This window comes from Jiangella endophytica (assembly GCF_003427025.1).
Lineage (GTDB): Bacteria > Actinomycetota > Actinomycetes > Jiangellales > Jiangellaceae > Jiangella > Jiangella endophytica.
This window is the reverse complement of sequence record NZ_QVAI01000024.1, coordinates 43,861-63,674: the sequence shown is the minus strand read 5'-3', so window position 1 is coordinate 63,674 and position 19,814 is coordinate 43,861. Positions and strand designations below refer to the sequence as shown.

General features: G+C 70.9%; 19 protein-coding genes. 1 reads left to right on the top strand and 18 read right to left on the bottom strand.

Annotated features, from left to right (window positions below; translation table 11 throughout):
• Window positions 1–22: 22 nt before the first annotated feature.
• From DZA62_RS31810 to DZA62_RS31750, 14 genes are all read right to left on the bottom strand, one after another.
• Window positions 23–757 carry an amidohydrolase family protein gene (locus tag DZA62_RS31810; RefSeq protein ID WP_116952993.1) on the bottom strand — a complete coding sequence of 245 codons (735 nt, stop codon included), beginning with the start codon at window positions 755–757 and terminating at the stop codon, window positions 23–25.
• Window positions 754–1,635 carry an amidohydrolase family protein gene (locus DZA62_RS31805; RefSeq protein ID WP_116952992.1) on the bottom strand — a complete coding sequence of 294 codons (882 nt, stop codon included), beginning with the start codon at window positions 1,633–1,635 and terminating at the stop codon, window positions 754–756. Before DZA62_RS31805 ends, DZA62_RS31810 begins: the two co-directional genes overlap by 4 nt.
• Window positions 1,632–2,396, bottom strand: coding sequence for an amidohydrolase family protein (locus tag DZA62_RS31800; RefSeq protein ID WP_116952991.1), 765 nt, complete (start codon window positions 2,394–2,396; stop codon window positions 1,632–1,634). The genes DZA62_RS31805 and DZA62_RS31800 overlap by 4 nt, the downstream gene beginning before the upstream one ends.
• Window positions 2,393–3,133 carry a creatininase family protein gene (locus DZA62_RS31795; RefSeq protein WP_157988035.1) on the bottom strand — a complete coding sequence of 247 codons (741 nt, stop codon included), beginning with the start codon at window positions 3,131–3,133 and terminating at the stop codon, window positions 2,393–2,395. Before DZA62_RS31795 ends, DZA62_RS31800 begins: the two co-directional genes overlap by 4 nt.
• Window positions 3,130–4,149 (bottom strand): Gfo/Idh/MocA family protein, encoded by a 1,020-nt coding sequence (locus DZA62_RS31790; protein ID WP_116952989.1) that lies wholly within the window; start codon window positions 4,147–4,149, stop codon window positions 3,130–3,132. The genes DZA62_RS31795 and DZA62_RS31790 overlap by 4 nt, the downstream gene beginning before the upstream one ends.
• A gap of 88 nt (window positions 4,150–4,237) precedes the next feature.
• Complete coding sequence (locus DZA62_RS31785) at window positions 4,238–5,074, bottom strand: IclR family transcriptional regulator (protein WP_116952988.1); 837 nt, start codon at window positions 5,072–5,074, stop codon at window positions 4,238–4,240.
• 106 nt (window positions 5,075–5,180) lie between these two features.
• Complete coding sequence (locus DZA62_RS31780; protein ID WP_116953006.1) at window positions 5,181–6,311, bottom strand: mandelate racemase/muconate lactonizing enzyme family protein; 1,131 nt, start codon at window positions 6,309–6,311, stop codon at window positions 5,181–5,183.
• A complete protein-coding gene (locus tag DZA62_RS31775) occupies window positions 6,308–7,141 on the bottom strand; it encodes an aldose epimerase family protein (RefSeq protein ID WP_157988034.1) in 834 nt (277 codons plus the stop codon). Before DZA62_RS31775 ends, DZA62_RS31780 begins: the two co-directional genes overlap by 4 nt.
• The gene (locus tag DZA62_RS36060) at window positions 7,138–8,547 is read right to left on the bottom strand and encodes a hypothetical protein (protein WP_157988033.1); all 1,410 of its coding nucleotides are present in this window, start codon (window positions 8,545–8,547) and stop codon (window positions 7,138–7,140) included. Before DZA62_RS36060 ends, DZA62_RS31775 begins: the two co-directional genes overlap by 4 nt.
• Before the next feature lie 49 nt (window positions 8,548–8,596).
• Window positions 8,597–9,454, bottom strand: coding sequence for a carbohydrate ABC transporter permease (locus DZA62_RS31770; RefSeq protein WP_116952986.1), 858 nt, complete (start codon window positions 9,452–9,454; stop codon window positions 8,597–8,599).
• On the bottom strand, window positions 9,447–10,421 hold the full coding sequence (locus DZA62_RS31765; protein ID WP_116952985.1) for a carbohydrate ABC transporter permease: 975 nt from the start codon (window positions 10,419–10,421) through the stop codon (window positions 9,447–9,449). Before DZA62_RS31765 ends, DZA62_RS31770 begins: the two co-directional genes overlap by 8 nt.
• A gap of 167 nt (window positions 10,422–10,588) precedes the next feature.
• Entirely contained in the window at window positions 10,589–11,458 is an 870-nt protein-coding gene (locus DZA62_RS31760) for a galactose-binding domain-containing protein (protein ID WP_116952984.1), read from the bottom strand.
• Between the two features lie 54 nt (window positions 11,459–11,512).
• Window positions 11,513–13,126: an alkaline phosphatase D family protein gene (locus DZA62_RS31755; RefSeq protein WP_198664413.1), complete on the bottom strand. Its 1,614-nt coding sequence runs from the start codon at window positions 13,124–13,126 to the stop codon at window positions 11,513–11,515.
• 150 nt (window positions 13,127–13,276) lie between these two features.
• A complete protein-coding gene (locus tag DZA62_RS31750; RefSeq protein WP_198664412.1) occupies window positions 13,277–14,650 on the bottom strand; it encodes an ABC transporter substrate-binding protein in 1,374 nt (457 codons plus the stop codon).
• A 144-nt stretch (window positions 14,651–14,794) separates the two neighbouring features.
• Here DZA62_RS31750 and DZA62_RS31745 point away from each other — a divergent pair, with 144 nt between their 5' ends.
• On the top strand, window positions 14,795–15,733 hold the full coding sequence (locus DZA62_RS31745; RefSeq protein ID WP_157988032.1) for an acyltransferase domain-containing protein: 939 nt from the start codon (window positions 14,795–14,797) through the stop codon (window positions 15,731–15,733).
• Window positions 15,734–15,760: 27 nt separating this feature from the next.
• Here DZA62_RS31745 and DZA62_RS36055 read toward each other — a convergent pair whose 3' ends face one another.
• The 4 genes from DZA62_RS36055 to DZA62_RS31730 all read right to left on the bottom strand — a co-directional run bounded on the left by DZA62_RS36055 (window position 15,761) and on the right by DZA62_RS31730 (window position 19,392).
• Window positions 15,761–15,922, bottom strand: a complete 162-nt coding sequence (locus DZA62_RS36055; RefSeq protein WP_157988031.1) for a hypothetical protein — start codon at window positions 15,920–15,922, stop codon at window positions 15,761–15,763.
• A 1-nt stretch (window position 15,923) separates the two neighbouring features.
• A complete protein-coding gene (locus DZA62_RS31740) occupies window positions 15,924–16,382 on the bottom strand; it encodes a DUF6325 family protein (RefSeq protein ID WP_116952981.1) in 459 nt (152 codons plus the stop codon).
• Between the two features lie 63 nt (window positions 16,383–16,445).
• A complete protein-coding gene (locus DZA62_RS31735) occupies window positions 16,446–16,943 on the bottom strand; it encodes a DUF1269 domain-containing protein (protein ID WP_157988030.1) in 498 nt (165 codons plus the stop codon).
• 40 nt (window positions 16,944–16,983) lie between these two features.
• On the bottom strand, window positions 16,984–19,392 hold the full coding sequence (locus DZA62_RS31730) for an arylsulfatase (RefSeq protein WP_116952979.1): 2,409 nt from the start codon (window positions 19,390–19,392) through the stop codon (window positions 16,984–16,986).
• Window positions 19,393–19,814: the final 422 nt, after the last annotated feature.

Genomic DNA, 19,814 nt, shown 5'->3' with positions numbered 1-19,814 from the left:
CAGTGCTGGGGTCGCGCAGAGATCAGAGGCCGACGAGCGCCCGCAGGGTGCCGCCCAGGACGAGGTCGCGCTCGTGGTCGGCGATGGGCCAGTCGCGGATGCGCCGCACCTCGCTCGCGGCCACGGTGTAGGGCTGGTCGGTCGCGAACACCAGCCGCGACGGGGTGATGGCGGGGTCGGAGCCCAGCTCGCTCAGCAGCGTGTCCCAGGGTGCGTAGCTGGTGTCGCCCAGCAGGTTGGGCGCGGACCGCAGCGCCTCGGCGGCGTCGATCCAGAAGTCGGTGGCGCCGCTGCGGCCCATGATGAACGTGACCTCAGGGAACCGGTGGGCGAGCAGCGCCAGCGTCAGCGGCAGGGCGTTCGGCGGCGTCCCCGTCCGTACGTAGACCGGCCAGCGCTGGTCCGCGGCGAAGCCCAGCAGCGGGTCGACCAGCCCGTCGAGCAGGTCGAAGCCCTGCAGGACGGAGTCGACGGCGAGCGCCCGGGCACCGGCGTCGCGGGCCCATTCGAGCTCGGTGATCGCCTCCCGGCCGCGCCAGGGATTGGCCACCGCGTACGCGACCACGCGGCCGCCGGAGGCCGCGGCGGCGCCGGTGGTGAGCTCGTTCCCGCGGCGGTTGTCGTAGGCGATGGCGGCCTCGTCGGGGGCCGCGCAGGCGACGTCGACGGAGAGCCGGTCCATCGTGGCCAGCAGGTCCGGGACGCTCAGCGCCGCCTCGCGGCTACGTCCCACCCGGACGTGTGCGTCGATGATCACGCCGAGGCTCCCCGCGTCAGGCCGAGGGCGCCGAGCGCGTCGGCATGGACGATGGCGTCGATGGTCTGGGCGCTGATCCGAGGCAAGGCGGTTCCCTCCAGGATGTCGTTGACCCGGCGCAGTCCGTCGATGGCTTCTCCCGCGGTCGCGATGGGGAAGTCCGAGCCGAGCAGCAGCTTCCCGGTCACCCCCCATTCCTGGGCGTAGAGCAGCGACTCGTAGCAGACCCAGGGCCGGAGGTAGATCGAGGAGACGTCGGCGTACACGTGCGGGTGCTTGCGGACCGTGACCACGGTCTCCCGCCCCCAGGGGTGCCCCATGTGTGCCATGACGATCCGCAGCTCCGGGTGCGCCAGCGCGATCTCGTCGACCACCAGCGGATACGTGTACCGCAGCGGCGCCTGCCGGATGGGCGACGCGCCCTGGTGGAACAGGATGGGCAGGCCGTGCTCGGCGCAGAAGCGGTAGAACCGGTGCGCCGTCTCCGTGAGCGGGTCGAAGTTCTGGTAGTTCGGGCCGAGCTTCACCCCCTGCAGCCCGGCGTCGATGCAGCGGCGGGCCTCGTCGAGGGCGCCCGGGTCCTCCGGGTTCACCGACATGAAGCCCACCCGCCGTTCGGGTGCGTCGCGGACGAACTCGATGGTGGCGTCGTTGGTGCGCTCCGGCGGGTACGGCAGCCCGGTCGCCGCCTCGGGATCGGGGACGGCGATGTTGAACACGATGGAGACGTCGGCGGCACTGGCCGCCTCGTCGAAGTCGGCCCAGCTGTTCGTCGTGACGACCGGCCGGTCGGTGCGCCAGGAACTGTACGAGCGCCGCTCCTCCGCCGGCACCGGGCCCCGGTGCGTCGGCGTGTGCGTGTGGACGTCGACGATCATCGGGCGGCCCCCTCGAGCAGCCGGCGCGGGTTGTCGACGAGCATCGCCCGGCGCTGGTCGGCGGAGATGCCCCAGCCGTCGATCTCGGCGACGCGGGCGACGGCGTAGTGCTGCTCGGCCTGGTCGGACAGGCCCGCGTCGGTGCCGAAGAGGATGCGGTCGGCGGGGCCGTGCTGGACGATGTGCCGGGCGGCGTAGGGCGGCGTCCCGCAGATGCACAGGTAGAGGTTCGGGGTCTGCCGGCACGCCTCGAGCGCCTCGCGCCAGCAGTCGTGCAGGCCACCGTGGCCCAGGACCACGGGCAGGCCGGGGTGCCGGCGGGCGAGCGCGGCGATCTGCGCGGGCGTGGAGTACGGAGGCGTGCCGTCGTGGCACAGCAGCGTCCCGCCGCGCTCGACGAGAACCTCGCAGATCGGGTCGAGAGTGCGTTCCTGCAGGCTGAAGCCCTGGAGCCAGGGATGGAGCTTCATGCCGCGCAGGCCGAGCTCGTCCATCATGCGAGCCGCCTCTCGCGGGGCGTCCTCGTGCCGCGGGCTGACCGTCCCGAAGCCGACGAGCCGGTCCGGATCGGCGGCGACGAACGCGGCCAGCTCGTCGTTGGCGCGCGGCGACGGGTTGAACAGCCCGTCGTGGCTGAGCACCACGGCTCGCTCGATGCCCGCGCCGTCCATGAAGGCGAGGAAGTCGGCGGCGTCGAAGGTCGCGCCGCCGAGCCAGGACGACGTTCGCCAGGCCGGGGTGTGCGTATGGAAGTCGATCACGTGGGCTCCTGGGCGAAGGTGGCGAGGTGACCGGCGAGCGCGGCGGCGGCCTGAGCGAAGATCTCCTCGCCCACGGCTCGATCGGCACTGCTCGGGTCGTCGGAGTAGCCGTCGATGGCGCGCCACCGACGCCGGCTGTGCACCTGCAGCGGTTCCGGGCGCGGCGGTGGGGAGCTGCGGCGGGGCGGCTCGTGGGCGTCGCCGTCCGGTGGCGTCCAGCCGGTCGCCAGCATCATCGAGGTCTCGAAACCCCCGGCGTGACCGGGGACGTTGAGGCCGGTCCGCGGCTCGATGAGGGTCCAGTAGTCGAGGTGCGCGATCGCGACGCCGTCCCCGGCGGCGGCGACGTCCGCGGCCGCGGCGTGCACCACGCCGGTGTTGCCGCCGTGCCCGTTGACGACGACGATGCGGGTGGCGCCGCAGCTGATCATGCTGCGGAGCAGGTCGGACAGGACCGCGAGCATGGTGGCGGCGGTCAGCGACAGGGTGCCGCCGAACGGCAGGTGATGGCTGGAGGCGCCGAACGGCAGCGCGGGCGCGACGACCACGCTGACGCCGTGCTGCTCGTGTGCCCGGCGGGCGGCCTCGGCCACCAGCAGCCGAGCGAGCCGGCTGTCCGTTCCGGTGGCGAGGTGCGGGCCGTGCTGCTCGACCGCGCCGACCGGCAGCACCACCACCGACGTCGCGAGGGCGGCGGCGAGCTGCTCGCGAGTGGCGTCCTCCCACGTCAACATCATCGCTCCCACCGCCCGCCGTCGACCGTGGCCGGCGTCTCGCGCACACGGCGGTCCAGCGCCTCGGAGGCGGCCAGGGCACGCAGGCCGTCGTCCCATGACGGCGTCAGGCGGCGGCTGCCGGCCCGGACGCTCCGGACGAACGCGTCGAGCTGGCGGTCGAAGGAGCGGGGGACGCGCTCGCCCTCGAAACGCACGGTGTCCTCCCCGTCGTGGTCGGTGATGGTCAGGTCGAACGTGCGGCCGTCCAGGCGGACGGTGGCCGCGTCGCCGACGAACGTGAGCTCGCACGGTGGCAACGCGGCGGTGAACCAGCCGAACTCGACGAGGACCTGTGTTCCGTTCGGATGGAGCAGCCGCCCGCCGACCAGGTTCGGAGCAGCCAGGCCCGGTGCCGTGCGCACCGCCCAGCTGTCCTCCAGCCGTCCCTCGGCGCCCAGGACGTGGCTCAGCCAGTCGAAGACGTGGGAGCCCTCGTGCAGCGCCGGGCTGCCGTGCTCGAGAGTGGCGCCGATCAGCGCGAGATGGGTGGCGTCGGACTCGTCGCGAACCTCGTCGTAGATGTGGGCACGGACCAGGAGCGGCCCCGAGCCGAGCCGGCCCTGCTCGACCCAGGTCTTCAGCTGGGCGATGGCCGGGTCGTGGCGGTAGGTCAGCCCGACCTGGAGGCGGTCGAGCAGCTCGCGCGGGAGATCGAGGATCCGGGTGGCCTCGGCGACCGACGTCGCGACCGGCTTCTCCACCAGGACGTGGCTGCCGCGCTCGAGCGCCCTCCGGGCCAGCACCGGGGTGACCCACGGCGGCGTGGCGACCACCACCGCGTCGACGGCGGGCAGGTCGTCCAGCGACGCGAACGTGGGGACGCCACCGGAGACCAGTGCGGCCGCGTGGTCCCGGCGGGCGGCGTCGACGTCGACGAGTCCGGTCAGGTCGACGTCGGGGTGGCGGCGGAGTGCGGGCAGATGGGCGCCGACGCCGATGGCGCCGAGACCCACCAGTGCCACGGTCGTCTTCGCCACCCTCAACCCTTCCAAATCTCGAAAATTACTTCGATATGACTCGATGGTAGAGCCTCAGGACCGAGGGGCGCAAGGGTTGCCGGCCGCGTCAGTCGCGGCGTGCGCGGCTCCCGGAATAGCCGAGCTTCACCGAGATGGCGGAGGCCAGCTCGATGAGCCGCTGGCCGACCACGCGCTGTTGACGCACCGAGGCCAGGTCCTTCGCGAACGCCGTGACACCCACGGCGCCGGCCACCCGTCCGTCGGCGCCGAAGAACGGGGCCGCCACACAGGCGACGTTGGCCTCTTCCTCCTCGTACTCGACCGCGTAGCCGTCGGCCCTGACCACCTCGAGCACCCCCAGGAAGTCCTGCTTGGACGCGCCCTTCGCCCTGGGGCCACGACCGTCGGCCATGAGATGCAGCAGATCGTCGAGCTCCGCCGGCTGGTACTGGGCGACGATGGCGCGGCCGAGCGCGGTCAGGTTGAACGGCGACAGCTTGCCGGGGTAGGTGTCGAACTGGATGATGCCGGTGGCGGCCGCCTTGGCGACGTAGACCACGGACGGTCCGTTCAGCACGCCGATGTGCACGGGCATGCCGAGGTCGTCGGCCAGTTGCTGCATCTCGGACTGCGCGACGGTGGCGAGGTCGACGTTGCGGGTCAGGCGCACAGCCAGCCCGTAGAGGGCCAGCGTGGCGCGCCAGAAGTGGCTGCGGCCGACCACCCGGCGCGAGGCGTACCCGCGTCGTTCCAGGGTGTAGACGATGGAGGCGCAACTCGCCAGCGGGATGTCGGTCAGCTTGGACAGCTCCGTCAGCGTCAGGCCGTCGTCGTGGGACACCAGGGTCTCCAGGACGGTCAGCGTCCGACCCGCGGCGGGCGCCGGGTCCTTCTCCTTGCCCGCCCCGCGGGTACCGCCTCCAGTGACCACGTCTGCGCTCATGCCCGAAGACTAATCCGGCGCCGGGACCTGGACACGATGTCGCTCTGTCATACCGAAGCCTTCTTCGAATCTGCGGCCGATAGGTCACGGTGGTCGTCAGGGGTGGTCAGCCGGCGAACAGCGACCAGACGGTGTCGTCGAGCGGGATCCCCAGGCCGGGCCCGTCCGGCAGCCGGGCCACGCCGTCGCTGATCATCGTGGGCGTCGAGAGGACGTCCTCGATGTAGTAGTGCCGGCCGATGATGTCGTGCGGGAGGTCGCCGGCCAGCGACTCCAGGGCGCATGCGACGTGGATCTGCGTCGCGGCGCCCACTCCCAGCTCGCCGTTGGACCCCAGGATGACCTCGGCCCCCAGGGCGCCGGCGACCCGGCCCATCTCGACGGCACGTCCGGGCCCGCCGCCCTTGCCGATGTAGAGGCTGACGACGTCCGCGGCTCCCGCGCGCAGCACCCGGATCAGGCTGGCCATGCCGAAGACGCTCTCGTCGGCGACGAGGCACAGCCCGCGGCCGCGCAGTGCGGCCATGCCCTCGACGTCGTCCGGGGCCACGGGCTGTTCGAGGAACGCCGGCGCGTACGGCGTGAAGAGCTCGATCGCGCGAGCGGCGTCGCGGCGGCGATACCCGCCGTTGGCGTCGAGGCCGATGAAGCCATCGGGTCCCACCAGCCCGCGCAACTCGGCCAGCCGCGCCGCGTCGGCGGTGACGTCGAGGCCGACCTTCAGCTTGTGGGCGGTGAAGCCGGCGGCCCGGGCGGCATCGAGCGCCGTGCGCAGCCGGTCTCCGGAGCCGCTGAGGCTGCACTTGACCGGCACCTCGGTCCTCGCCGGGCCACCCAGCGCGACGGCCAGCGGCACATCGAGGGCCCGTGCGTACGCGTCCCACAGGGCGGTGGAGACCCCGGACTTGGTGAACGGGCTGGCCGCCAGCGCCGTGTCCATGTGCCGTTCCAGTGCGCTCACCGGAGCCAGCGGCCGCCCGACGAGGGCGGGCGCCAACGCCGACTCGATGACGTGGGCCGCGGTGGCGCCGTCCTCGCCGCTCCACGTCAGCGTGCCGCTCACCTCACCGAGTCCTTGCACGCCGCCCTTCGTGGTCACGCGCACGAGCAGGAAGTTCGACTCGTCGTGGCTGCCGCGGGCGCCGGAGACCAGCAGTTCCGGCCGCACCCGCGGCGTCACCCGGGCGACCTCGATGCCGGTGATCAGGTCGGACGTCACTCGATAGGGCAGGTTCATGGCGTGCCGTCCTCGTCCGGACGCCACGGCGTCCACGTCAGCGTGACGTTCAGGTCCAAGGTCTCGCCCGCGGCCAGGACGTCGTCCATGCGTCCGGACGGACTCGTCACGGGTTCGACGCAGACGCCCTGCTCGTGCGCCGTGAAGACGGTGGCGAACGCGCTGGTCCACGTCAACGTGAGCGTGCCGTCGCCGGGCCAGGCGATGGTCGCCACCGGCACGGGGCATCGGACGGTCTCGTTCCACGGTGGCGGGCCGAGGGCGACGAACCGCGTCGACGGTGCTCCGTCCGGGTGCCGCAGCAGCATCCGCGACCCGGCCGGCAGTTCGACCCGCGCGGCCGCACCGCCCGGGGAGAGGTACCGGGGGAACCAGGGATGGAACCCGATGGCGGCCGGCATGTCCTGCTCCGCGCGCAGCCGCAGGCCGAGCCGGAGCGCGTCGGTCCCGAGCTCCGTGGTCAGCGCCACCGAGCCGGCGAACGGCCAGCCGTCCCCGAGCGACGCCTCCGCCCGGCCCGGACCGGTCGACGTCCACCGCGACAGCCGTGCGGTGCCGTGCGAGGCGTGACCGCCCGGGCCGGTCGGCACCCGCCACGTGCGGTCGTCCCACCGGAGCGTGCCGTCCAGCAGGTCACCGGTCCACGGCGCCATGACGAACGATCCCCACCACAGCGGGTCGCGGCCCTCGTGCGGGACGAGGAGCTCTCGCCCGTCGAAGCGCAAGGAGGTCAGCCGCGCGCCGTCGTCCAGATCGAGGCTGGCCGAGCTCCGGTGCGTCGCGAACCGCAGGAGGGTCGCACCGGAGCCGGCCGGTCGCGCAGACGTCACGGGCGCCCGTCCTCGGCGAAGACCTCGCGGAGCGCGGACAGGATGCGGGCCGGTCGGTCCGCCGCGAAGATGTCGACGGTCGCGACCATCGAACCCTCGCTGTGCACCTGCCAGGTGTGCGGCTCCTCGAAGCCCGGGTCGACGACGTGCAGCCCGACGGTCTCGATGGTGTCGACACCGACGTCGACGAAGGCGTGGTCGGTCTGCGTGGTCGCCACCAGGCGGAACGTGAGCCGGACCGTCTCCTTCCCGGCCACCGCCGGCGTGACGTCGATGGGCCCCTGGTAGGCGTCGCCCTGGAGCCACAGGTTCTGCGGCTGCTCGACCACGTCGAAGTCCCACACGACGGCGTCGTCGACGGCGACCTGCAGCCGGTAGTCACCCGGCTTGAGCTGGTCCATCACGAACTCGCGACGGAACCAGAACGACAGCTCGTAGCGGGGACTGCGGGGGTCGACCCGGACCTCCTGCACGCCGCTGGCCTGCTGACCGGGGGTCACGGGCTTGCGCGACGCGAAGAGGGCGAGCCGGCCGTCGCCGTACATCGCGCGGTGGTCCGTGGCCGGGGCGGGTGCGCCGTTCTGCTGCGTGCCGTAGGCGACGACGCCGGCGATCGCGCCCTCCGCGGCCAGCCGGACGCCCTCGCCGACCGTCTCGCGGACGTAGTCCTCGGTCGGCGGCAGCGGCGCGTCGAGGAACCGGCCCGTGTAGATGAGCAGCACGAGCTGCAGGCCGCGGGGCTCGGTGTGCGAGCGGATCTCGTCGATGCAGTCGCCCAGCGACGTGGTGATGGTCGTGTTCTCGTTCCGGCCGTCCAGGTACGGGTAGATGATGCCGTCGATGTAGGGGCCGTACTTGTCGAGGAAGGCCGGGTTGGTCGCCGACCCGATGTAGGCGCAGGTGTAGAAGCCGAGGTCGGGGTTGATCCCCGACTGGGCGCGCTTGATCCGCTCCATGTAGTCAGGGGTGAACAGCAGCGCGTTGTCGCCGATCTCGAAGTCGTCGATCGCCCACGAGACCAGGTTCGGGTAGCGCAGGGACAGCTCGGCGATGGCCTTGGCCCACGCTTCGTAGTCGGTCATGAAGGGGCGCGAGGCGCGGCCGTTCTCGGTGGTCTCGCTGGGCGGCACGATGTAGGGGATGACGTCGATGCTGGCGGCCTGCGCGGCGGGCATGAACTCGTCGCGCAGGTCGTCCCAGTCGGTCGGCGAGTCCCACACGCCGTAGAGATAGGTGTTGACGTTCAGCTCCACCAGGCGCCGCACGAGGGCCGGGGTGTCGATGTGCCGGTAGCCGTCGGCCCGTGCCTCGCGCTCGCGAAGGTAGCCGCCGATGGTGTTGCCGCCGCAGAGCGTGGCCTTGATGCCGTGCTCGGGAATCCGTGGCCGGCCGCGGAACGAAGACATGGAGGGACCTTCCTGTGGATGACGTGATGCGGTGCTGGACTCGAGCGGGTCAGGCCTTGACGGCGCCGGCGAGCACGCCGCCGATGAACTGACGCTGGAAGAGGACGAAGAGCAGCGCCATCGGCACGATGCTGATCACGGCTCCCGCGGTGAGCAGCGAGATGTTCTGCGCGAACTGCGTGTTCGTGGTGGCGATGCCCACCGGCAGCGTCATCATGTGCTCGCTCTGTGCCATGAGCAGCGGCCAGAGGAACGTGTTCCAGTTCGCGACGAACGTGAAGATGGCGAGGACGGCCATGGGCTGGCGGCACAGCGGCAGGATGATCCGGACGAAGATGCTCCCGTGGCCCGCGCCGTCGATGCGGGCGGCCTCGAGCAGGGAGTCCGGGACGCCCCGGACGAACTGGCGCAGCAGGTACACGCCGAACGGCCCGGCGGCCGCGGGGATGATCAGGCCGCTGTAGCGGTCGATCATGCCGAGCTCGGAGGCCAGCAGGTACACCGGCACCAGCGTGGCCGAGAACGGCAGCATCATCGTGGCCAACATGACGCGGAACGTGATGTCGCGGCCGGCGAAGCGCATCTTGGCGAAGGCGTAGGCGGCCAGCACGTCGACGGCGACGGTGAGCGCCGTGACGGCCAGCGCCACCAGGACGCTGTTGACGATCCAGCGCAGGAACACCTCGTTGGCCAGCAGCCGCTCGTAGTTCGCGACGGTGAGGTTCGTGAACGAGAAGTCCGCGAACACGGAGTCGTGGAGGGACGCGACGACGAGCAGCAGCACCGGGCCGGCGCAGACGACCGACATGACGATGGCCGCCAGATGGACGGCCGTGGCCTGGGCGCCGCGCCGGGTGTTGCGGCGCGGACGGACGGCCTGCGGGCGGGCTGCGGTGACGCTAGACATCGTCGGCCTCCGACCTGCTGCGGTTGATGAAGATTCCGGCGATGACGGCCGTGATCACGAGCAGCACCAGGCTCATGGTGGCGGCGTACGGGACGCTGCCGCCGTTGAAGGCGTTCTGGTAGACGTACCACATGGCCGTGTACGTCGCGGTTCCCGGACCGCCCTTCGTCATCACGTAGACCAGGTCGAACAGCTGCACCGCGTTGATGGTGACGAGCACCAGCACCACCTGGGCGACCGGCCTGATGAGCGGCAGCTTGATCTTCGTCAGCACCTGCCATCCGCTGGCGCCGTCGATGCGGGCGGCGTCGACGAGATCCGGGTCGACGTTGTTGAACCCCGCCATGAACAGCAGCGAGTAGAAGCCGATGCTGGTCCACACCGTCACCACGGAGAGGAAGACGATGGCGGTGTTCCCGTCGGTGAGCCACGCGATGTCGAGACCCAGCACGCCGTTGGTGAAGCGCTCCAGCGGGCCGGTCTCGCCGTCGATGAGCATCTTCCAGATCAGGCCGGCCACCACGATCGAGAGCAGCGACGGCGTGTAGATCAGCGACCGGTAGACGCTCATGCCGCGGATCCGGCTCGACAGCAGCAGCCCGACCGCGCAGGTGACCACGAGGGTCAGCGGGATGACCACCACCATGAACAGGGCCGTGTTGCGCAGCGTCTCGTGGAAGAGGGCGTCCTGCAGCACGTTGCGGTAGTTCTCCAGGCCGGCGAAGGACAGGCCGGTGAGCAACGAGCCGCGCTGGAAGGTCAGGTAGACGGTGTAGACGAAGGGGAAGGCGATGAACGTGCCGAACAGCAGCACCTTGGCCACCAGGAACGGCGCCGCCGGCCCGAGCTCACCGCGACGCCGCCGCGACGGTCGGCGTCGCTCGCCGGCATCGGAGCGCCGGGGCCGGGCCGGGTGAGCCGGCGGGGCGACCTGGCCGGTCGCGGTGTCCGGCAGTGGCGACGTCACGAGCCGGACCTCGTCGTGCGGCTGCTGGAACCGGCCATGCGCGGGATCACGTCGATCTGCACCACGCCTCCCTCAATAGTTTCTATATATCGAAAATTTATTTAGCATGCCAGGCTAGTGTCGGGCCGCTCTTCGCACAAGACCGTGTGCGACACCCGGGCGCCGGACTACGGGCCGTAGACCTCCACCTCGGTGACGATCGCGTAGGCGTACCCGTTGGTCGCGATGGTGGTGATCCGCACGGCGTCGGCCCGCACGCTCGGGAAGGTGGACGTGGCGCCTCCGGACGTGTGGCCGCGCACCGACGCCACCGTCGTCCAGCCGGCGTCGGTGCGCACCTCGACGTCCCAGTCGCGCAGCGCGAACCGGGCCTCGGGATGCGTGTGCACGTCGACCCGGTTCACGACGGCCGGCCGGGCGAGGTACGTCTCGAGCTGGTCGGGGAAGACGCCCGGCGAACCGTCGGCCCAGGCGGTCGGCGGCCGGTTATACCCCTCGAGCGTGTAGCTGTAGTCGCCGTCGACGACGCCGCACGGCGTGGTGAGGTTGCCGACCGTGGAGGCGGTGGTCTCCTGGCCGAGGGCGAGGTTCGTGTCCGGCCCCGATGCCCGCTCCGTCACGGTGACCGGCACCGTGAGCCGGCCGGCGCCCGACTTCACGGTCAGGTCATACGCGCCGGGCGCGGTGTCGCCGGGGACGACCACGTCGATCGGCGTCATGGCGGCGTACTCGGTGGGCACATAGGTGGTGAAGGTGTCGCGCGAGACCCGGAGCGGGGGCGGTGCCACCACGTCGACCGTCGGATAGGACGGTTCGGCGTCCAGGCTCCGCACGCCGAGCTGCACGGTCGACGGTGAACAGAGCCCGGGCGCGACGTCGAGCCGGTCCGGGCCGGCGCTGAGCTCGAGGGACGGAGGGACGGCCGCGTCGGCCGGGGCGCTGTCGCCCGGTGCCGCCGCGATGGCGACGACGCCCAGCGCGATGACGGTGGCGGCCGCGCCGAGGGCGGCCGTGCTCGTGCGGTGCCTGCTGTGCATGGTGCCTCCTGGCGGCGGAGCGGGTGGGTCGGCGACGGGAGGTGCTGCCCGTGGTCAGGCCGGCTGGAGGCCCGGACGGCCGCTCTCGACGTAGAAGGTGGCGTCGGTGCGCAGTGGTGCTCCAGGCCGGCTGACGTACGGGACGACCTTGAAATCGGTGCGCCACGACTGAGGCGTCAGCTCACAGCGCACGTAACCGCGCTGCACGTTGTAGTAGGGGATGTGCGGCAGCTGGGACGCGAGCGCGTCACGCCCCGGGTCGGTGTCGCGGCCGTCGCCGGAGCTGCTGATCGAGGTGCCGACGAACTCCGTCCCCACGGTGGCCGAGTCGGGGTCGTCGAAGTCGGCCTTGATCTCGCAGGCGTTGTTCGCGTGGACGTCGCCGGTCAGGACGACGGGGTTGGCGATGTCGCGATCCTGCAGGAAGTCGACGATCCGGTCGCGGCCGGCCTCGTAGCCGTCCCAGGCGTCCATCTCGTAGGCCTCCTTGTCGTCGGCGACGTTGAGGTCGAGCTGCGAGAAGAAGACCTGCTGGGCGAGGACGTTCCAGGTGGCGCCGGATCCCGCCAGACCATCGAGCAGCCACTGCTCCTGGGCGCCGCCGAGCAGCGTCCTGTTCGGGTCGCGGCTCTCGTCGCTGGGTGGCTTGATGCCGTCGCCGTTGGCCTGGTCGCTGCGGTACTGGCGCGTGTCGAGGACGTTGAACCTGGCCAGGCCTCCGTAGTCGAACCGCCGGTAGAGCGGCAGGTCGGGCCCGGTCGGCAGGTTGCCGAGCCGCAGCGGCATGTGCTCCCAGTAGGCGCGGAACGCGTTGGCGCGGCGGACCAGGAACGCGTCGGTGGCCTCCTGCGGGTGGTAGAAGGAGTAGTCTGACGCCCAGTTGGAGAGGACCTCGTGGTCGTCCATCGTGACGATCCACGGGAAGGCCGCGTGCGCCGCCTGCAGGTCGGCGTCGGTCTTGTACTGGGCGTACCGCGCTCGATAGTCGTCGAGCGTGAGCAGCGTGCGCTCGGGGAAGTGCCCGCGGCCGAGGTTGCCCTGGTCGGCGCCCTCGTAGATGTAGTCGCCCAGGTGGAACACGACGTCCAGGTCTTCGGCGGTCAGGTGCTGGTAGGCGGTGTAGTGGCCGACCACGCGGTGCTGACACGACACGAAGGCGAACGCCATCGACGCCGGCGCGGCGGTGCGCGCCGGCGCGGTCTTCGTGCGGCCCTGCGGCGAGATGCTGTCGCCGGCACGGAAGCGGTAGAAGTAGTGCGTCGACGGTCGCAGGCCGCGGACGTCGACGTGCACGGAGTAGGCGAACTCCGGGCGGGCCAGCACGTTGCCCCGGCGCACCACCCGATGGAACGACTCGTCCTCGGCCAGCTCCCACCGGACGGGCACCGAGATGCGGCCGTCCATGCCGCCGAACGTAGCGAGCGGCTCCGGCGCCAGGCGGGTCCAGAGCACGACGCCGTCAGGCAGCGGATCGCCGGAGGCGATGCCCAGTGTGAACGGATACGCCAGCCGGCTGCGCTGCGGCGAGGTGTCGGCCGTCGCCAGGGATCCGCCGAAGGCCAGGGCCGCCGCGGCTCCGGTGACGGTGAGGAAACGGCGTCGTCCCCACCGCGCGGCGAGGAGTTCTCCTTGAGTGGGACGCGGGACGACGGGGTCGTCGGGGGTCATGGCGGTCCTCCGCATCGGTGGCCTGAACGGCACGGGCGAGGGTGGTGCGAGCCGCGCGCCGCTGGTGGCGACGCGGTCCGTCGCCACCAGACGCGTCGCGCCGGCGGTGCTGGGGTACTGGTGGGGAGTCGGGTGCCGCCGTGCGGTGGCTCAGGCGGCGCCGGCCATCTGCCGGATGCCCGCGGACGCGTCGGTGATCATGGCGTCGAGCGGCTGCCCGTTGAACAGGTAGTCGTTGATCTTGCCGATGAGGAACTCCTGCGGCTGGTACGGCAGCACGAGGGTGGCCCGGGCGTACTGGCCGTACTCGGTGGCCTCGTTCTGGAAGGTGTTCATGCGCGGGTCGGCGAGGGGCTCCTCGTAGAAGTTCCCCTCGACCGGGCGCGTGGGCTGGCCGAGGATCATGCGGATGTAGCGGTCGGCCTGCGCCGGCTGGAGCAGGAACCGGGCGAACTCGTAGGCCGCCTCGGGGTTCTCGCTCTCGGCCGCGATGGCCCAGTAGCCGCACCCGGCGACGATGTTGCGGCCGGCCGGGCCTCCCGGCAACGGGACGACCGTGAGCCGCGCGTCCGGGTACTGCTTGAAGACCTCTTCGGACGGCGGCGGCATCCACTGCATCCCGGACTTGCCGGAGATGGTGGACTGGCTCCACCGGGCGTCGTCGGCGAAGGTGCCCTGTGGAACCGTCGCGCCGGAGTCCACCAGCCGCTTCATCACCTCCAGCGCCTCGCGGCCCTCGGCGGTGTCGAAGCCGATGTCGTCGCCGGCCTCGTTGATGTAGTCGCTGCCGTAGCCCCAGAAGTACTGCCAGACCCAGTTGTCCTCCTGGGTCGGGATGGACGACCACGCCATGCCCCAGTGCTCGACGTTCTCGGCGTCGAACCCGGGATCCTTGAGGTTGCGGCCGCTGGTGTCGAACGTCAGCGCCTCGGCGAAGCCGATCATCTCTTCGAACGTCGTGGGCAGCGGCGGCTGGCCGGCCTTCTCCCAGATGGCGGCGTTCAGGCCCAGCGGCTGGAAGCCCTGCGTGAAGGGGACGGCGAGCAGCTCGCCGTTCTCGCCGGTGGCCGCGTCCAGGTAGGACTGCGGCTGCCCGGACGTGTAGTACTCCAGGTCCTCGTCGCTGGCGAACTCGCGGAAGTCGGCCAGCACGCCCGTCTCACGCCACTTGTTCATCCACGGGATGATCTGGTACGTCACGTCGGGAGGGTTGTTGCCCGAGAATCCCGCGGTGTACTTCGTCAGGGCGTTCTCCCACGGGATGACCAGGCTGGCGGCGCTGATCTCGCCGCCCGAGGACTCCTTGATCCCCGTCGCCATCTCGGTGGTGAAGGCCTTCATCGCCTCGGGGGACGAGTTGGGCGTGAGCCAGAAGTCGAGCGAGGTGCTTCCGCTGCTCGACCCTCCGCTGCTGCTCTCGCCGAGGCCACACGACCCGAGGAAGGCGGCCAGGCCGGCGGCGCCGCCGATCTGGAGGACTCTACGACGAGACATCTGGGCGGCGCCATGCGTGTGATCGAACACGGGAACTCCTGTCGTAGATCTTCGGTATTTCGAAGATAGAGTCGATATATGCAACCATAGTGCTGCGGCGGGGCGCAGCGCAATGGTTTGGAACCAACGTCGTGGGCGGTCGCCGGCGGCCCGCTCAGGAGGAGGGCAGTGGTCATGCGAAGAGAGGACGAGGCCGGACTGCCGTCCGCCGCGACGGCTGACGCCTGGCTCGCGGAGCTGGAGGTGGCTCGGCCGGACCGTGAGGCGGTACTCGCCGTGCGACCGGAGCTGACGGCGTCGCCCGCACTGTCGGCACAGCTCCGAGCGCATCGCGATCAGTTGGTCGCGGGCCTGGGTGATCCGCGTCCGCTAGGGCCGTGGGCCGACCTGGACCGTCCCTGGGCCGAGCTCGGGCCGCCGTGGAACGCGCTGGTCGCCCGGCAAGGCATCCGGAACCTGTTCTACGTGTGGGTGTTCCTGTCCGCGCTGCCCGCGGTCCGCGCGTTCCACGCCCGGCACGGCGTGACGCACCGCGGTGGAAGCCGCATCCTGGCGAACCTCGCGAGCCAGCTGGGCTCGTACCGGTCGCTGCACGGCGTCGCCGGGTTGAGCGAGCAGAACTGGCTGACTCGCCACTTCCGGGGCGTCATCTTCGACTTCGGCCGGCTGCACGTCGAGCGGACCTACTTCGACCTGACACTGCCATCGGGTACCGGACCGGAGCCGGGCGAGCCCGTGCTGTCCCTGCACATCCCCGAGGGCCGGCTGACGCCCGCCGCGTGCGACGAGTCGATCGCGGAAGCGACCACGTTCGTCCGGCGTGAGTACGGACACGAGCGGTACCGATTCGCCGTCTGCGTCTCCTGGGTGCTCGACCCGCAGCTCCGCGCCTACCTCGCGGCGCACTCCAACATCCTCGCGTTCCAGCGCCGGTTCGACCTCGCCCCCGGCACCGGCGCCGACAGCACCGGCACGGTCGTCGAGTTCGTGTTCAACCGCCCGGCGTCCGACCTGGACGCGCTCCCGCAGCAGACCTCGCTCCAGCGTGCCCTGGTGACCCACGCTCGCGCGGGCCGGCCGTGGCATTTCCGCACCGGCTGGTTCCCGCTCTGACCGGCAACCGGAGATCGGGCGCGTGACTCAGCGGCGGTCGTATCGACGGTCGCGCCGATCCTCGCGTCTGTCCTGACGCCGATTCACGCCGCGGGACACGACGGTGGCGGTGCCGACGACCGCGGCCGTCCGGGCGACCGGCGCGCCGATGACCCCGCGCCGCGCGGCGCGTGCTGGACGAAGCGGCATGTCAGTCTCCTTCGCTCGTCGGGTCGTCCTCGGCCTCGAGCGAGGCGAGAATCGACTGGATCGGGATGCGTCCGGACGCGATGAGCTGGCCGCCCGCACGGCGCGTGGCGGAGGCGAACGGTGCCGCCCAGCGGTTCTCCCAGACGACCACCCCGGCCGTGCTGCCGTTCTCCATGGCTTCCGCGAGATGGGCGACGTCCTCGGCCGCCAGGATCTCCGCGATCTCCGTCTCCAGGGCGCGCAGCTCGTCGACCTCGTCGAGGTCGTCGATCTCGAACGCCTCGACGCTTCCGTCCGCGTCCTTGCGCAGGGTCATGATGTCGAGCACGCGGATGGTGCCGTCCTCGACGAGGGACGCCAGGTGCGCCGCCATCTCTGCGGTGAAGTTGCTCTTCCCGGGCGGGAACTCCACGACGAGGTAGTCCACGGGACCCAGCTCGTCGATGTCGCTCATGGTCATCGGCACTCTCCTCTCGGTCGGGCGAGGGGCACGCGTCCCGTTCTGAACGGGTTCCGCGCGCCGTCATCCGCTGCCTTCGGTCAGCTTCTTCTGGGCGTCGGCGAGCGCACCTCGCAGGGCGTCGACGTGGTGTCCCTCCGCCTCGCCGACGGCCTTCTGGACCGCGCGCGTGACGGCCGGCTCGACCGTCGCGGCGTCGGCGTGCTTGTAGGCGACGATCAGCCCGGCGCCGCCGATGGGAATCGTCTCGGCCGCCGCCTCCTCGATCTTGCTGCCCGTCCTCTGGTGCAGTGCCTTGCCGGTCACCGCGCCGAGGGCCGCACCGATGGCCGTCGCCGCGAGCAGGGGTGGCGCGAAGAGGCCGACCACGAACCCGACCGAGGCAAGGCCCCCTGCGCCTTCCTCGACCATGTGGTCGGTGTGTTCCACCGTGAGGGTGCCGTCGAGATCCCGGCTGACCACGACGGCACCCCAGAGGCGCGCGCCGCAGTTCAGCACCGCCTCGTAGTCCTCGTGGGCGGCGGTGCTGGACATGTATCCGCCGATCAGGACGTCGGTCACTTCTGCGTCGAATGGCATCGCGATCACTCCTCCGGCGGGGTCAGGCCGACAGCCCGTGCGCGGCTTGTCCATGCTGCTCGGCGGTGTGGAGCTCCTGCTCGTCCTCGCCCGACAGGTGCGGCTTGATGTCGAACACGACCCGCCTGACGGTGCCCGTGAACGCGAAGGGCTTCTCCCGCTCGTAGCTGCGATCGACGACGCCACCGTTGTCCCGCCCGATGTCCATCCCCGAGTAGCCCGAGAACCGGACCGGCACGGTGTGGTCCATGCGCCCCTTGCCGACCTGCCGGTCGTCGATGAACAGGGCCACGTCGCCGCCGGTCGCCGGCTTCGCCCCGTCGGCCCTGAACTCCATCCGGACGGTCACGTCGCCGCTCGGGAGATCCTCGTCCGCGACCTGCTTGAAGACGAACACGCCCATCATCGAGTAGGTGTGCGTCAGCCTTCCGTCCTTGACGTAGAGGGTGAATCCGCCGAGGTGGTCGGCCTCGGCGACGATCACGCCCTCGGCGCCGCCGTCGGGGACGACCAGGTCGGCGGTGATCGTGTACGAGTGGTTGTAGATCCTCGGGATCATGCCCGGCATCACGTTCTGCACGTCGCCCCGGAACTCGTAGCTCGTCTCGCCCCCGAGGGGCGGCACCATGCCGAAGAACGTCGACAGGGTCGCGAGCAGGGGCAACACCTTGTAGCGCTCGGCCTCCCGCCAGAACAGCTCTTTCAGCTCCTCGACCTTCTCGGGGTGCTCGGCGGCCAGGTCCTTCGCCTGGGTGAAGTCGTCGGGCAGGTAGTACAGCTCGACGGGGCCCGAGTCCGGGTCCCAGGCGCTCGGCGCGTACGGCGCGAGCGCCTCCGGGGTGAGCAACCACGGGATGCGCTCCGTCTTCATCGCCAGCCACCAGCCGTCCTTGTACATGGCCCGGTTGCCGATGGTCTCGAAGTACTGCTGCGTACGGTGCTCTGGCGCCGCGCCGTCGCTCAGCGATGCGACGAACGACGTTCCGTGCAGCGGCTCCTGCTCGATGCCGTCCACCGTGTCGGGCGCGGGGATGCCCGCGGCTTCGAGGATGGTCGGCGCCACGTCGATCACGTGCGAGAACTGTGTGCGCAGCCCGCCGTCGTCGGTGATGCGAGCCGGCCAGTGCGCGACCAGGGGATTGCGCGTGCCGCCGAGATGCGAACCCACCTGCTTGCCCCACTTGAACGGCGTGTTGCCCGCCCAGGCCCACGCCGCCCCGTAGTGCGGCGCCATGAGCGAGGTGCTCCACGCGTCGAGTCCGCCGTAGCGCTCCGCGAGCTGCAGCTGCATCTCGTCGGTGAGCGGGATGCCGTTCTGCATGGTCAGCTCGTTGAACGAGCCGGTGACGGATCCTTCCATGCTGGCGCCGTTGTCGCCCCAGATCCAGAGGATCAGGGTGTTGTCGAGTTCGTCCAGCTCATCGATGGCGTCGATCACGCGCCCGACGTTGTGGTCCGCGTTCTCGGAGTACCCCGCGTAGACCTCCATCTGGCGGGCGTAGAACGGCTTCACGTTGTCGGGCACGTCGCTCCAGGCCGGGAACGCCTCGTCGCGGGGGGTCAACTCGGCGTCCGCCGGGATGACACCGAGCTCCTTCTGGCGGGCGAAGGTCTGCTCGCGCAGCCGCTCCCATCCCTCGTCGAACTGGCCCTTGTACCGGTCCGCCCACTCCTTCGCCACGTGGTGCGGCGCATGGCTGCAGCCCGTCGAGTAGTAGACGAAGAACGGCTTGTGGGCGTCCTGGGCACGCACACCGTGCAGCCATTCGATGGTGCGGTCGGCCATCGCGTCGGGGAAGTAGTACGGGTGCTCCTCGTCGTAGAACTCCTCCGGCGTGCCGATGATCTTCTGGTTCTCGGCGAGGCACGGGTCCCACTGGCTCGACCCGCCGCCGAGGATCCCGTAGAAGTAGTCGAAGCCCCAGCCGTTCGGCCAGCGGTCGAACGGCCCCGCCGGGCCCTGTTGCCCGTCGGGTGTCAGGTGCCACTTGCCGAAGGCCGCCGTGCTGTAGCCGTTGTCGCGGAGGATCCGCGGCAGCGGCGCACAATCGCGCGGCAGGGTCGCGGAATAGCCGGGGAACCCGCCCGCGAACTCGCCGACCGAACCGAAGCCCACCGCATGGTTGTTCCGTCCGGTCAGCAGCGCCGCCCGCGTCGGCGAGCACAGCGCTGTGACGTGGAACCGGTTGTACCGCAGGCCGGTCGCGGCCATGCGCGTGTAGTTGGGCGTCCGGATCGGCCCGCCGAAGGTGCTCGGGTTGCCGAACCCCGCGTCGTCGATCAGCACCACCAGCACGTTCGGAGCCCCGTCCGGCGGCCTCGGATGCTCGATCAGGTTCCAGTCGGGTCTCGACCCGTCGAGGGTCCTGCCGACGACCCCCGCGAAGGTCTCGCGTCTGATCGGAAGTCTGCTGCGATCGGGTTCACTCATCGTCTCTGTCCCCTCGTGCCGGGGATGATCGGCGCGCGAGGCGTGCACTCGATGGCAGTCTCGCGACGCCAGCTTCTCCAAGCGATTGTGCGGCGACGAACCCCGGTCACGCCTCGTCCACACGGGGTGATTGTCGGGACGCACCTGCCCCTAACCAGGGGTTGACGGGCTCGCGCCGTCAGGCCGGCCGCAACCGCCCTGGCAGGACGTGGACATCAGGTCGGGCCATCATGAGGCGTTGTCATGCATCACGAGGCAGGCATGCCTGGTGTAGTGGGACAACGCCTGGTGTCGTACGCAGCCGAACCAGCCGGCGGCCGGTCAGGCTCGACGCAAGCTCCTGCAAACGACGACGACCGGGCGGCGTCATGGCGCAACAGTTCCCCGGCCCCTGGCCGGACACCCCCAGCGACGGACCCTCG